We start from the raw sequence: 12,609 nt of genomic DNA on the forward strand, positions 1-12,609 counted from the left end.
GTGCTGTATTGCAACAATTATCTGGTAGCGCCGTTTTACCACCCCTCCAAACACAGCCTACCGCCATGTCCCCGACCCGCACTTCCCGTGGCCGATTTCCGGTCGCGCGCCCCCTCGTTGCCGCTCTTTCCGCCCTGCTGCCGCTGGTAGCAGCCGCCCAGGAAACCCCCGCTGCCAAGGATCCGGTTGCCCTCGATGCCCTGCAGGTGACCGCGCAGCGCCGCGTCGAGAACGCCAAGGACGTACCGGTCGCACTCAGCGCGATCCAGGGCGAGAAGCTGGATGTACTCGGCTCGGCCGGCGATGACATCCGCTTCCTGGCCGCGCGCGTGCCCAGCCTCAACATCGAGTCGTCCTACGGCCGTGCCTTCCCGCGCTTCTACATCCGCGGCCTGGGCAACACCGATTTCGACCTCAATGCCTCGCAGCCGGTGTCGCTGGTGTATGACGACGTGGTGCAGGAAAGCCCGCTGCTGAAGGGCTTCCCGCTGTTCGACCTGGCCAACGTGGAAGTACTGCGCGGCCCGCAGGGCACGCTGTTCGGCCGCAACACCCCGGCCGGCGTGGTCAAGTTCGATTCGGCGCGTCCGTCGCAGGATGCCGATGGCTACATCCGCGTCGGCTACGGCAGCTACAACAGCTGGAACGTGCAGGGCGCCTATGGTGGCCCGCTGACCGACCGCTGGTCGGCGCGCGTCTCGGCGATCTACCAGCGCCGCGACGACTGGGTCGACAACACCCGCGTCGGCGCGCCCAACAGTGGCTTCGAAGGCTACGACGAAGCTGCCGGCCGCGTGCAGTTCCTGTACGAAGGCGACGACTTCGAAGCGCTGTTCAACCTGCACAAGCGCAAGCTCAACGGCACCGCGCGCCTGTTCCGCGCCAACATCATCCAGAAGGGCGGCAATTCGCTGGTCGAGAACTTCGACCGCGACAAGGTGGCCAACGACGGCGTCAACTTCTCCGACCTGGAAACCTGGGGTGGCAGCGCGCGCCTGCAGTGGAACCTCGGCTCGGTCACCCTGCACTCGATCACCGGCTACGAGACTGCCGAATCGCTCAACCGTGGCGACATCGACGGCGGCTACGGTGCAGCGTTCCTGGGGGCCGGCAATTACGGCCCGGGACTGATTCCGTTCTCGTCCGAATCGGCCGACGGCCTGCCGCACCACCGCCAGTGGACGCAGGAAGTCCGCATCGAGTCCAACGAGTGGGGCCGCTTCGATTGGCAGGCCGGCGTCTTCTACTTCGATGAAGACGTGACCATCAACAACTTCAACTACGACTCGCTGACCCCGGGCAATCCGCAGACCGGCCACGTGGTGCAGAACCAGCGCAACAAGGCCTGGGCGGTGTTCGCCTCGGGTGACTTCGACGTCACCGACCGCTTCAAGCTGCGTGCCGGCGTGCGCTACACCCAGGACAAGAAGGACTTCAGCGCCAGCGTGCTGCAGGCCGTTCCGTTCGGCACCCCGGTCAGTGGCCCGTACCTGGCCAACACCGACGTCAACGACGTCAGCTGGGATGTCAGCGGCGTGTACAAGCTGACCGATGACATCAACGCCTACGCACGCGTGGCCAAGGGCTTCCGCGCGCCGTCGATCCAGGGCCGCCTGGCCTTCGCCCCGGGCCTGTCGCAGGCCGATTCGGAGAAGGTGATCTCGTATGAAGCCGGCATCAAGGCCGACCTGTTCGAGCGTCGTGCACGCCTGGGCCTGAGCGTGTTCCGCTACAACGTCGACGGCCAGCAGCTGATCGCGGTGGGCGGCAGCAACAACACCGCCACCCTGCTCAATGCCAACAAGACCATCGGCCAGGGCGTGGAGCTGGACCTGGAGGCCTACCTGGCCGACAACGTCCTGCTGACCTTCGGCAGCAGCTACAACGACACCGAGATCAAGGACAAGAACCTGGCGGTGGCGATCTGTGGCGGTGGCTGCACCATCACCGACCCGACCACCGTGATCGGTGGCCAGACCTATGCGCTGGTCAACGGCAACCCGCTGCCGCAGGCGCCGAAGTGGATCCACAACGCGACCCTGCGCGTCGGCTTCCCGCTCAGCGATGGCAGCGAGCTGTACGCCTACACCGACTGGGCCTACCGCAGCGAGGTCAACTTCTTCATCTACGAGTCGCCGGAATTCCGCGGCCGTAGTTCGCTGGAAGGCGGCCTGCGCCTGGGCTACAACTGGGATTACGGCCAGTACGACGTGGCCGTGTTCGGCCGCAACCTGACCAACCAGACCCGCGTGGTCGGCGCGATCGACTTCAACAACCTGACCGGCTTCCTCAACGAGCCGCGTACCTGGGGCGTGGAATTCACCGCGAAGTTCTGATGCGGTTGAGGCAATGACCGTTCGCCGAAAGGGGGACGGGAGCACGGAAGGCGCGGCGCAAGCTGCGCCTTCTTTGTTGCAGGATACGGCGAAATAATGTCGCATTTGGACTCAAATCAGTCCTGATTGGCGTCGACAGACAAAAGCGGTGTAGGACTGTGCGCACCGGAATCTCCGGGGAGAGGAGGAAGCGCGATGACGTGCAGAACGCTTCAGGCTGTCGTGGTATCGATCGCCTTGCTGGTGTCCCTTCAATCGCGTGCGCATGTGGCTGGCGTCGACACGGCCCCACTGGCACAGCTGGAAGAGCAGCGGCGCGATCTGGACAGGCGAACGGCATCGATCACCGACCGTCGATCTTTCGATGCGCATGCAAAAGCAACCGAAGGCACCGGCGCCTTTCCACTCTACAAGCTTGCCCCTGCATCGCGTGCCCGATTTGTCGAATCATTGCGATTCAATGCCCGCGGACTGACCACGTTCGACTACTCCGATCTCGTGAGGGAACTGGGAGCTGCTGACATCCACCGGCTGCTCAAGCCCTTCGGCTTCCAGCATCTGCTTGCCGTGCTTCCAGATGTCAGGGTGAACTCGCAGGAGGACAAGGAGGTACTGGAGACATTGCGGGCGACCCGTGCCCTGCGTTGCGGCATGGGCGAGCATTGCAATGAAACGGACTACCCGGGTTACAAGTGCATCCAGCATGCGACCTGCGAGGACTCGACCCAGCACATATGCACGTCCAGCTGCTGATCGCCGCGATGCGGCACCCACGGATTGGTCACGCCATGGTCCTGCGGGCGAGCCTCTGGACTGTTGCCGTGCTGTACGCAGCGACGCGGGCCTGGCCCTGCATGGCCGGAGAAACCCTCGAGGAAGGCTACGCTGCCGTGCTGCAAGCGATGGACAGGCTTTCCGGGCCAGACCACGCCTGGCACGACCGCGGCAACCAGGTTGAGTACACCTTCCAGGCCCACGTCCTGCCTCATGCGCGTGCTCTACCCGCGCTTTCGACCCAGGACCTGCGTCTTCTGTTGCGAGCGATCCACGCGACGACACGTGCAACCAGGCAGCCCGATCATTCCGGGCTCGCCATGCGGGTCGGCCTGCAGCTGCGCGCGCGAGGCGCGCTGCTTGCCGCTGACATGCGCGAGGGTGCAGCCATTGCCGTGATCAGCCGCGATCGCAGTGCACTGAAGCCCTCATCGCCATGGGCGCCCGCCTTTGGCGGCCACCCGCTACCCCAGATGCCGGAGGCCGTACAGCGCTTCGAGTACTGGATGCCCAGCCCTGACGGCGCGGCCTACAGCAGCGGAGTCGCAGACATGGCCTCACTGGATATCGTCGTCATCGCGCATCCGGCCTGTGGATTCACCCGCGCGGTCGCCGACGCAGCACGCGTGGATCCACAGCTGCTCCAGATGCTGTCCGGCGTTCGTTCGCTCTGGCTTTCACCACAGGACGGAACGCTGGATACCCGCATCTTCACCAACTGGAGCAAGCGTCACCCCGATCTGCCGATACGCATCGCGGCACGTCAGTCGGCGTTCCCTGCGTTTGACTACTGGGGAACGCCGACCTTCTACGTCCTGCGCGATGACGAGGTTGCTGCACGTGTTGTCGGCTGGCCACGCGATGGGAACAAGACTGCGCTTGTGCAGGCATTCGCCAAGGCTGGCATCAGGATAGCCGGACCGCCATGACCGCAAGCGCAGCGGAGCGGGATTACAGCGCGCTCTGCGGGCGCACCTTCAGCACGGCATTCTCGGTGGCACAGTCGCGGCTGGAGTGCAGGCCGGCCTTGCGCGCGGCGGCGATCTCCCTGCGTGCGGCCAGCAGATCCTTGTTGAACGCGGCGTTGTCGTGCAGGCGGGCAACGGCGGCGGCGCCCATGAAGCGGCCTTCGAGGATGTCGCTCTGCCAGTGCACGTTGCACACCAGGCGGCTCTCGCCGTAGTTGCGGCCGCGGGCCTGGATGGCATCGGCGCGATCCGGAACGATCTCCGACAGGATCAATGCCCAGGCCCAGCCGATCGAGGTGTGGCCGGACGGGTAGGAACCATTCTTGCGCAGGCCCTCCTCGTCCTTCGGCGAGCAGGTCGGCTCACCGTTGACCATGAACGGGCGCGGGCGCTGGTAATGGTTCTTGGCGGCTTTGGTGGCGGCGCTGGCGTCGATCCGGCTGCGTTCCAGCAGGCGATACAGGGCCGGGGTCTTCACCGCATCGACGTCGATGTCGGCGGCACAGGAGAAGTGGTTGGCGCCCTCGGGAAAGCCGAGTTCGGCATCGATGCCGGCCTGGGCGAAGCGCGGGCTGCCACGCAGCGCGCGGGCTTCACGGCTGACCTGCTCGTCGAGGGCGAGGGCAGCCGAACCGGTCGCCGGCGGCGCCGGCACCAGGTCCAGGCTGGCCGGTACCGCACTCTTGTCCAGGTAACCCACCGCCTTGGTGGTGATGTTGGCTTCGACGGCGGTCGGCTTGGCGGCGGTGGCGGCGCAACCGGCCAGGGCCACCCCTACGGCGAGGCCGAGCAGCGGGCGGGCAGGGCGGGAAATCAGCGACATGGACAGGCTCCGGGGAGAAAACATCGCGCCATGATCGCAGCCCCCATACGACATCGCAGTGGCCATCGGTCATACCGCCAGACCCGGCACGGTCATTGCCGCGATATGAAAAGCGTCATCGTTTGACGTCAGTCTCCTGAATCCGGGCGCAGCGCACGGACTTTCACGCGCCTGCGCCGTGAGCATCGGCACAACGGCAGGCACCGGGGGCCGTCCAGTCACAGCCGGGTCGGGGGGATCCGCTGACAGAGGGAGAGACGCGATGCGCAGCACCGCAACAGGAAGTACCGTCCTGGCCCTGGTCCTCGGGCTGGCAACAGCGCCGGCGCAGGCCGCCGACGTGGTCGGCGTGGCCTTCGTGCATGGTACCGGCGCGCAGACCAATGCCACGCAGGATTACTGGCAGCCGGCCATCATCGACACCGTGCGCCAGGGCCTGCCGAACAGCAGCAACTACGTGGTCATCAACTGCGATTTCACCCAGTACATGTGGAAGCCGGAAGCCGCCGGCTGCCTGGCCAACCAGCTGACCGGCTTCATCGACAGCCGTGGCATTACCCAGCTGGTGGTGATCACCCACTCCAACGGCGGCAACGTGATGCGCTGGATCCTGTCCAACCCGACCTACGACAGCCGCTATCCGAAGATCATCCGCACGGTGCGCAGGGTCAACGCACTGGCACCGTCTTCGGCAGGCACGCCGCTGGCCGATGCGGTGCTCAACGGCAACACCTTCGAAACCTCGCTGGGCTGGCTGCTGGGCTACAAGAACGACGCGGTGCGCCAGCAGCAGGTGGCGAGCATGGCCACCTACAACGCGCAGAACCTGTACGGCACTGCCGGCCGCCCGGCATTGCCCAAACCCTTCCGCGCGGTGGTCGGCAGTGATGTCGAATCGGCGGTGTGGGACAGCAACAGCTACTGCGGCGGCTATGCCGCCAATGTCGGCCTGGAGTTCACCCAGAACTGGCTGTCGTCCTGTTCCGATGGGTTCCTGGAGTGCAGCAGCCAGAAGGCCGCCGGCACCACCTGGTTTACCGACAAGGCGCGCACCCAGGGGGCAGAGCCGCTCAGCCACAACCAGAGCCGACGCGAGTGCTTCGGCCTCGGCACGATCCTGCGCAACGACCTGGCCCAGTGAGGGAGACGACCATGACGATCCATTCCACCCTGCTCGCCAGTGCCGTGCTGGCAGTACTGTCCCTTTCCGCCGTGCAGGCCGCGCAGCCGCTGCAAGCCACCCGCGCAGGCGATCAGGTACCTGCGGCACTGGTGGCCGCGCCGCTGCCTGCTGATGAAAGCGAACACGCGCCGTTGTCGTTTGCTTGGGCGCTGGACCCGGCACAACCGCTGCAGGCCGCCACGCCGTATGCCTCGGTCAGCCGCAGCTACTGGCAGCAGGTCGACGGCACGCAGCTGCAGCGCGGCCTGGACCTGCCGCTGACGGCGGCCGATGCGGTGATCCAGCTGAGCCCGGCCGAAGGTGCCCGCGCGCTGCCGGCCAGCACCCTGCAGGTACGCGACCCGGCCGGCCGCAGCAGCGTGGCCCGCAGTGTCGATGCACGCGCACTGCAGGACGCCGGAATGCCAGTGCGTGACGGCAGCAGCATGCTGCGCACCGGCGCGACCAGCGCGGCCGGTGCCTACACGCTGCAGAGTGCACAGGCGCAGGGCCGCTACGTGGTGCAGGTGCTGGAACCGAACAGCCCGCTGCGGCTGGAGGTGCAGGCCAGCCAGGCGCAGGTGCTGGCCGGCAGCAGCGTGCAGCTGCAGGCACGCCTGCTGGAAGACGGTGCCACCACTGCAGCGTTGGCATCGCGTCGTGGCGGTCTCGGCGGTGAAGCCCTGCTGGTCGCACCGGATGGCCGCAGCTGGCCGCAGCGGTTGCTGCGCACCACCGATGGCAGCCTGCGCGCGCAGGTGCGGATCCCGGCCGATGTCGGTACTGCGCAGGGGCTGTGGGAACTGCAGGTGTTCGCCCAGGCCGACGGTGTGCTGCGCGATGGCAAGGTGGCCTTCGCGGTGGCGCGACCGACCGCGCGCTTCAGTGGCCAGGCGACGCCGGACCCGGCCAGCCGCCAGGTGGCGCTGCCGCTGCAGGTGGCCGCCGCCGGCCGCTACGAGGCGCGGGGCACGCTGTATGCCACTGCCCGCGATGGCCAGTTGAAGCCGGTGGCACAGGCACATGCGGCGGCGTGGTTCGATGGCCCGGGTGCTGGGCAGCTGGTGCTGCCGTTCGACCAGGCGGCATTGCCCGCGGGCTTCGGTGCGCCGTACGAACTGCGTGACCTGCAGCTGCAGGACCAGAGCCGGATGGCACCGATCGAGTCGCGCGCGCTGGCGTTGCAGTTCTGAGGTTGCGTGCAGCGGGCCGGGTTCCGGCCCGCTGCATTGCATCCTGTAGAGCTGAGCCCATGCTCGGCTGCCGTTTGCCGTGATCACGAGCAGCCGAGCGTGGGCTCGGCTCTACAACGGCATGTCGATTACCCCGCGTACGCGGTCAGCCGGCCTTCCTGCTCGATCACCGTGATCGCGCCGCCGAACACCGCCGACAGCGGTTCGTTGCGCAGCAGCTCGGCACGGCTGCCATCAGCCAGTACGCGGCCATCGCGCAGCAGCACCACCCGCTCGATCTCGGGAATGATCTCTTCGATGTGGTGGGTCACCAGCACCAGAGTGATGCCCTGCTGCGCCAGCACCCGCATGGTTGCCACCAGTTGCTCGCGGGCGACCAGGTCAAGCCCGGTGGACGGCTCGTCCAGCAGCAGCGCCTGCGGCCGGTTGACCAGCGCGCGGGCGATCAGCACGCGGCGGGTCTCGCCGGCCGACAGCTCGGCATAGGCGCGTTCGCGCAGCGACAACGCGCCGGTCATCGCCAGCGTCTCGCCGACGCGTGTACGCATCTCGGCGGTCACTTCGCGGAAGGCGGGTACCACGTAGCTGGCGAAGAAGCCGGACAGCACCGCCTGTTCCACGGTCAGCCCGGGCATGTCGGCCAGGTTGCTGCTGAGGTCGCCGGTGACGATGCCCAGCTGCGAGCGCAGCCGGTCCACCTGCCAGCGGTTCTGGCCCAGCACCTTGACGGCGACCGAGCCGTCGCCCTGTGCCAGCGGGTACAGCTCGCGGGTGATCAGCTTGATGAAGGTCGACTTGCCGCAGCCGTTGGGGCCGAGCAGGGCGGTGTGCTGGCCCTGCGCGATGCGCAGGCTGAGCCCGTGCAGCACCTTCACCTGTCCGCGCACCACGGTGGCGCGGTCCAGTTCGATCAACGGGGGCAGTGCCGCAGCGGGCGCGGCGGCGGTCATGGTGCTGGCGCGTGGATCAAGGTTCGACAACTCGGGTCCCCAACTGTGAACGGTGCCACGGATGGCGGTGCAGATCGCCGCCGCAGGGATGCAGTTTGCAACGCAAGCGCCCATGATGTCTGCCATCCCCGCGCCGAACCGGAGCGCCGTCATGCCCGATGCCCTGATGTCCCTGTTGACCGGTGGTGTGCTCGGCCTGGGGTGGTGGGCCATGTTGGCGGTCCTGCTGGTCTTCACCCAGATCACCATCTTCTCGGTGACGCTCTACCTGCACCGCAGCCAGGCCCACCGCGGGGTCGATTTCCACCCGGTGCTGGCCCACATGTTCCGCTTCTGGCTGTGGCTGACCACCTCGATGATCACCCGCGAATGGGTGGCCATCCACCGCAAGCACCACGCCAAGGTGGAGACCGAGGACGATCCGCACAGCCCGGTCACCCGCGGCATCGGCAAGGTGTTCTGGCACGGCGTGGAGCTGTACCGCGAAGCCCGCGGCCAGCGCGCGGACATCGAGCAGTACGGGCGCGGCACCCCGGACGACGTGATCGAGCGCGGCCTGTATACCCCGCACGCCACGCTTGGCCCGGTGCTGCTGCTGGCGATCAATACCCTGTTGTTCGGCCTGCCCGGCGTGGCCCTGTGGGCGATCCAGATGGCATGGATTCCGTTCTGGGCGGCCGGCGTGGTCAACGGCCTGGGCCACTGGTGGGGCTACCGCAACTATGAATCGGCCGATACCTCCACCAACCTGACGCCGTGGGGATTCTGGATCGGCGGCGAGGAGCTGCACAACAACCACCATGCCTTCCCCAGCTCGGCGCGCTTTGCGATGCGGCGCTGGGAATTCGACATCGGCTGGAGTGCGATCCGCCTGCTGCAGGTGCTGCGCCTAGCCAAGGTGCTGCGGGTGGCGCCGGCCATGGACGTGCGCCCGAATATCGCCGTGCCTGATGCCGAAACCCTGAAGGCGCTGCTGTCGCACCGCTTCCAGGCGATGACCGATTACCAGCGCAACGTGTTCATGCCGGCCCTGCGCGAGGAGGCCGCCCACGCCGGGGCCAAGCTGCGCCGCCTGCTGCCACGCCGGCTGCGCCGTGGCCTGGTCAACGACGGCCGCTGGCTGAAGCCGGACAGCCGTGCCCAGCTCAGTGAATGGGTGGCACAGCGGCCGCGCATCCGCACGCTGGTCGAGTACCGCGGGCGATTGGCCGCGCTCCTGGAAGCGCGCGGCCACGATGCGGCCGAGCGCCTGCATCAACTGCAGGCCTGGTGCCGCGAGGCCGAGGAAAGCGGTATCGCGGCGTTGCAGGCCTACGCCGCACGCCTGAAGGGCTACAGCCTGGTGGGCGCGTGAGGGCAGGGCTCGGGCTGCTGCTGGCTGCCCTGCTGCCGGGTGCTGCGCTGGCCCAGGTCACCGATACCGCCAGCTACCTGCAGCGGATGGACAGCGATGGCGACGGCAAGGTCAGCGAAACCGAGTATGTGCAGTGGATGCTGTACGCCTTCGACCGCATGGATCGCAATGGCGATGGCGTGCTGAGCGCCGAGGAGCTGCCCGGGGGCAAGGGCAGGGCGATCAGCCGCGAGCAGCAGCGGCAGGTGATCGTGCAGCGCTTCCACAGGCAGGATGCCAACGGCGACGGGTTCCTGGATGCGCGCGAGCTGGCGGCGCCGCCGCGCTGAGCACGCCTGCCGGCGCCCGGCCATGCCCGGCGCTGAGGCGTAGAATCGCCGCATGCCTGAACTGCCCGAAGTCGAAACCACCCGTCGCGGCCTGGCGCCGCACCTGCAGGGGCGCCGTGTGCATGGGGTGATCCTGCGCCGCGCCGATCTGCGCTGGCCGATTCCGCCGGAAGTGGCCGAGCTGCTGCCGGGTCAGCGCATCGAGGATATCCGCCGGCGCGCCAAGTACCTGCTGCTGGATACCGCCATCGGCAGCGCGGTGCTGCACCTTGGCATGTCCGGCAGCCTGCGTGTGCTGCCCGGTGATACCCCGCTGCGTGCGCATGACCACGTCGACATCAGCCTCGACAACGGCCGCCTGCTGCGCTTCAACGACCCGCGCCGCTTCGGCAGCCTGCTGTGGCAGCCGGCCGGCGAGATCCACCCGCTGCTGCAGGGGCTGGGCCCGGAGCCGCTGGACGACGCCTTCGATGGCGATTACCTGTTCGCCCGCAGCCGTGGCCGCAGCGCGCCGGTGAAGACCTTCCTGATGGACCAGGCGGTGGTGGTGGGCGTGGGCAACATCTACGCCGCCGAGAGCCTGTTCAAGGCCGGCATCAGTCCGCTGCGCGAGGCGGGAAAGATCTCGCGCGAGCGCTACCAGCGGCTGGCCGACGCAGTGAAGGAGATCCTGGGATATGCGATCACCCGCGGCGGCACCACCCTGCGCGACTTCATCAGCCCTGACGGCGCACCGGGCTACTTCGAGCAGGAGCTGCTGGTGTACGGCCGTGATGGGTTGCCCTGCCCGAACTGTGGCCGCGCGCTGAAGCACGCCACCATCGGCCAGCGTGCCAGCGTCTGGTGCAGCCACTGCCAGCGCTGAGCCGGGCAGCCAGCGGCAGCTGAACGGGCAAGGGGCGTCTCCGCTGCCCGTTAACGTTTGTCTGCCTATGATGGCCGACCTTCCCACCTGTGCCTGACGCGCCTGCATGCAACGACGCGACTTCATCCGCAATGCCTCCCTTGCCCTGGCTGCATTCGGCCTGCCGTCCCTGCCCGCATGCGCGGCCAGCAAGAGCGGCCAGATGGGCCTGCGCCGCCTCGGCCAGCCGCAGCCGTTCGACTTTGCCACCCTGAAGGGCCAGGCACGCGCGCTGGCACAGGCGCCCTACAAGAGCCACAAGCGGGTGCTGCCGGGCCGCCTGGAAGGCCTGGACTGGGACCAGTACCAGTCGATCGGCTACCGCCAGGACCACGCGCTGTGGGCGGACCAGCCAGGCAGGTTCCAGGCCAAGTTCTTCCATCTGGGCCTGTACTTCCATTCGCCGGTACGCATGTTCGATGTGGTCGACGGCAAGGCGCAGGAGCTGGCCTATGACGGCGCGGCGTTCAACTACGGCAAGAGCGGCATCAAGGATGGCGAACTGCCGGCCGACCTGGGCTTCGCCGGGTTCCGCCTCAACACACGCAAGGATACCGACCGCGACTTCGCCGCGTTCCTCGGCGCCAGCTACTTCCGCGCGGTCGGCAAGGAGGGCCAGTATGGCCAGTCCGCACGCGGCCTGGCGATCGACACCGGCATGGGCAAGCCGGAGGAATTCCCGGATTTCATCGCCTACTACCTGGAACAGCCGTCGGCCGATTCGGAGACGATCGTGGTCTATGGGCTGCTGGATTCGCCCAGCGTGGCCGGCGCCTATCGCTTCGCCATCACCAATGGCGACGTGCTGCTGATGGACATCGACAGCGCGCTGTACCCGCGCAAGGCCATCGAACGCTTGGGCATCGCACCGTGCACCAGCATGTACCAGGTGGGCGAGAACGACCGCCGCATGGGCTGGGACTGGCGCCCGGAAATCCACGATACCGACGGCCTGTCGCTGTGGACCGGTGCCGGTGAGTGGATCTGGCGGCCGTTGCTGAACCCGCGCAACCTGCGTTTCAACATGTTCGTGGACCGCAACCCGCGCGGTTTCGGCCTGCTGCAGCGCGACCGCAACTTCGACCACTACCAGGACGATGGCGTGTTCTACGAGAAGCGCCCGTGCCTGTGGGTGGAGCCGAAGGGCGGGTGGGGCGAGGGCTCTGTGCAGCTGGTGGAGATTCCCACCGTGGACGAGACCTTCGACAACATCGTGGCGTTCTGGAACCCGAAGGAAAAGCCGCAGCCGGGCCAGGAACTGCTGGTCGGCTACCGCCTGTACTGGGGCGCCGAACCGCCGGCACGGCCGCCGCTGGCGCACTGCGTCGCCAGCCGCACCGGCCTGGGCGGCGTGGTCGGCAAGAAGCGTGAGTATTTCAGCTGGCGCTTCGCGGTGGACTTCGAAGGTGGCGAGCTGGCCTCGCTGATCGACAAGGCCGAGGTTGAAGCGGTGGTGGAAGCCAGCCGCGGCCGGGTCGAGATCGTGTCGGCACGGCCGTTGCGCGAGATCAACGGCTACCGCGCGATGTTCGACCTGGTGCCGCCGGAAGGCAGCACCGAGCAGATCGACATCCGCCTGTTCCTGCGCAGTGGTGGCAAGACCCTCACCGAGACCTGGCTGTACCAGTACACCCCGCCGCCGGCGGGTGCGCCGGAGCGCACGCTGTACTGAGGGGGGGGCGGTCGCAGGGCTTGCAGCCCTGCACCTGCTGACGTCAACGTCAACGTCAAAAGCGGGCATTCCGTGGGATGGCGGGGTGGGTCCGGTTGAGGGGGACGGCGTAAATACGTCCATGTAGCCTCGGTCGCGCCATCC

At 67.4% G+C, this 12,609-nt stretch carries 11 protein-coding genes; 9 read left to right on the forward strand and 2 right to left on the reverse strand.

The annotated features are described in order from the left end of the window. Window positions 1-65: 65 nt before the first annotated feature. The 3 genes from VN11_RS00310 to VN11_RS00320 all read left to right on the forward strand — a co-directional run bounded on the left by VN11_RS00310 (window position 66) and on the right by VN11_RS00320 (window position 4,039). A complete protein-coding gene (locus tag VN11_RS00310) occupies window positions 66-2,336 on the forward strand; it encodes a TonB-dependent receptor (protein WP_053448382.1) in 2,271 nt (756 codons plus the stop codon). A gap of 195 nt (window positions 2,337-2,531) precedes the next feature. Then, entirely contained in the window at window positions 2,532-3,089 is a 558-nt protein-coding gene (locus VN11_RS00315) for a hypothetical protein (protein ID WP_053448383.1), read from the forward strand. Beyond that, window positions 3,071-4,039, forward strand: coding sequence for a hypothetical protein (locus tag VN11_RS00320; protein WP_053448384.1), 969 nt, complete (start codon window positions 3,071-3,073; stop codon window positions 4,037-4,039). Before VN11_RS00315 ends, VN11_RS00320 begins: the two co-directional genes overlap by 19 nt. Window positions 4,040-4,061: 22 nt before the next feature. Here VN11_RS00320 and VN11_RS00325 read toward each other — a convergent pair whose 3' ends face one another. Further along, window positions 4,062-4,901: an acid phosphatase gene (locus tag VN11_RS00325; RefSeq protein WP_053448385.1), complete on the reverse strand. Its 840-nt coding sequence runs from the start codon at window positions 4,899-4,901 to the stop codon at window positions 4,062-4,064. Window positions 4,902-5,163: 262 nt separating this feature from the next. On the opposite strand from VN11_RS00325, the gene VN11_RS00330 reads away from it, so the two are divergent. After that, on the forward strand, window positions 5,164-6,042 hold the full coding sequence (locus VN11_RS00330) for a hypothetical protein (protein ID WP_053448386.1): 879 nt from the start codon (window positions 5,164-5,166) through the stop codon (window positions 6,040-6,042). A gap of 11 nt (window positions 6,043-6,053) precedes the next feature. After that, window positions 6,054-7,256, forward strand: a complete 1,203-nt coding sequence (locus tag VN11_RS00335) for a DUF4785 domain-containing protein (protein WP_053448387.1) — start codon at window positions 6,054-6,056, stop codon at window positions 7,254-7,256. A gap of 128 nt (window positions 7,257-7,384) precedes the next feature. On the opposite strand, the gene VN11_RS00340 is transcribed toward VN11_RS00335, so the two are convergent. Further along, a complete protein-coding gene (locus VN11_RS00340) occupies window positions 7,385-8,206 on the reverse strand; it encodes an ABC transporter ATP-binding protein (protein ID WP_053448388.1) in 822 nt (273 codons plus the stop codon). Window positions 8,207-8,357: 151 nt separating this feature from the next. Here VN11_RS00340 and VN11_RS00345 point away from each other — a divergent pair, with 151 nt between their 5' ends. From VN11_RS00345 to VN11_RS00360, 4 genes are all read left to right on the forward strand, one after another. Continuing rightward, a complete protein-coding gene (locus tag VN11_RS00345; protein ID WP_053448389.1) occupies window positions 8,358-9,560 on the forward strand; it encodes a DesA family fatty acid desaturase in 1,203 nt (400 codons plus the stop codon). Continuing rightward, window positions 9,557-9,889, forward strand: coding sequence for an EF-hand domain-containing protein (locus tag VN11_RS00350; RefSeq protein WP_053448390.1), 333 nt, complete (start codon window positions 9,557-9,559; stop codon window positions 9,887-9,889). Before VN11_RS00345 ends, VN11_RS00350 begins: the two co-directional genes overlap by 4 nt. A 52-nt stretch (window positions 9,890-9,941) precedes the next feature. Next, on the forward strand, window positions 9,942-10,754 hold the full coding sequence (gene mutM / locus VN11_RS00355) for a bifunctional DNA-formamidopyrimidine glycosylase/DNA-(apurinic or apyrimidinic site) lyase (RefSeq protein ID WP_005421105.1): 813 nt from the start codon (window positions 9,942-9,944) through the stop codon (window positions 10,752-10,754). A 106-nt stretch (window positions 10,755-10,860) separates the two neighbouring features. Continuing rightward, the gene (locus VN11_RS00360; RefSeq protein WP_053448391.1) at window positions 10,861-12,465 is read left to right on the forward strand and encodes a glucan biosynthesis protein; all 1,605 of its coding nucleotides are present in this window, start codon (window positions 10,861-10,863) and stop codon (window positions 12,463-12,465) included. Window positions 12,466-12,609: the final 144 nt, after the last annotated feature.

Source organism: Stenotrophomonas maltophilia (assembly GCF_001274595.1).
GTDB classification, from domain to species: domain Bacteria; phylum Pseudomonadota; class Gammaproteobacteria; order Xanthomonadales; family Xanthomonadaceae; genus Stenotrophomonas; species Stenotrophomonas forensis.

Coding starts and splice junctions, on each gene's coding strand:
- VN11_RS00310 (WP_053448382.1), top strand. CDS start 66: ATGTCCCCGACCCGCACTTCCCGTGGCCGATTTCCGGTCGCGCGCCCC.
- VN11_RS00315 (WP_053448383.1), top strand. CDS start 2,532: ATGACGTGCAGAACGCTTCAGGCTGTCGTGGTATCGATCGCCTTGCTG.
- VN11_RS00320 (WP_053448384.1), top strand. CDS start 3,071: ATGCACGTCCAGCTGCTGATCGCCGCGATGCGGCACCCACGGATTGGT.
- VN11_RS00325 (WP_053448385.1), bottom strand. CDS start 4,901: ATGTCGCTGATTTCCCGCCCTGCCCGCCCGCTGCTCGGCCTCGCCGTA.
- VN11_RS00330 (WP_053448386.1), top strand. CDS start 5,164: ATGCGCAGCACCGCAACAGGAAGTACCGTCCTGGCCCTGGTCCTCGGG.
- VN11_RS00335 (WP_053448387.1), top strand. CDS start 6,054: ATGACGATCCATTCCACCCTGCTCGCCAGTGCCGTGCTGGCAGTACTG.
- VN11_RS00340 (WP_053448388.1), bottom strand. CDS start 8,206: ATGACCGCCGCCGCGCCCGCTGCGGCACTGCCCCCGTTGATCGAACTG.
- VN11_RS00345 (WP_053448389.1), top strand. CDS start 8,358: ATGCCCGATGCCCTGATGTCCCTGTTGACCGGTGGTGTGCTCGGCCTG.
- mutM (WP_005421105.1), top strand. CDS start 9,942: ATGCCTGAACTGCCCGAAGTCGAAACCACCCGTCGCGGCCTGGCGCCG.
- VN11_RS00360 (WP_053448391.1), top strand. CDS start 10,861: ATGCAACGACGCGACTTCATCCGCAATGCCTCCCTTGCCCTGGCTGCA.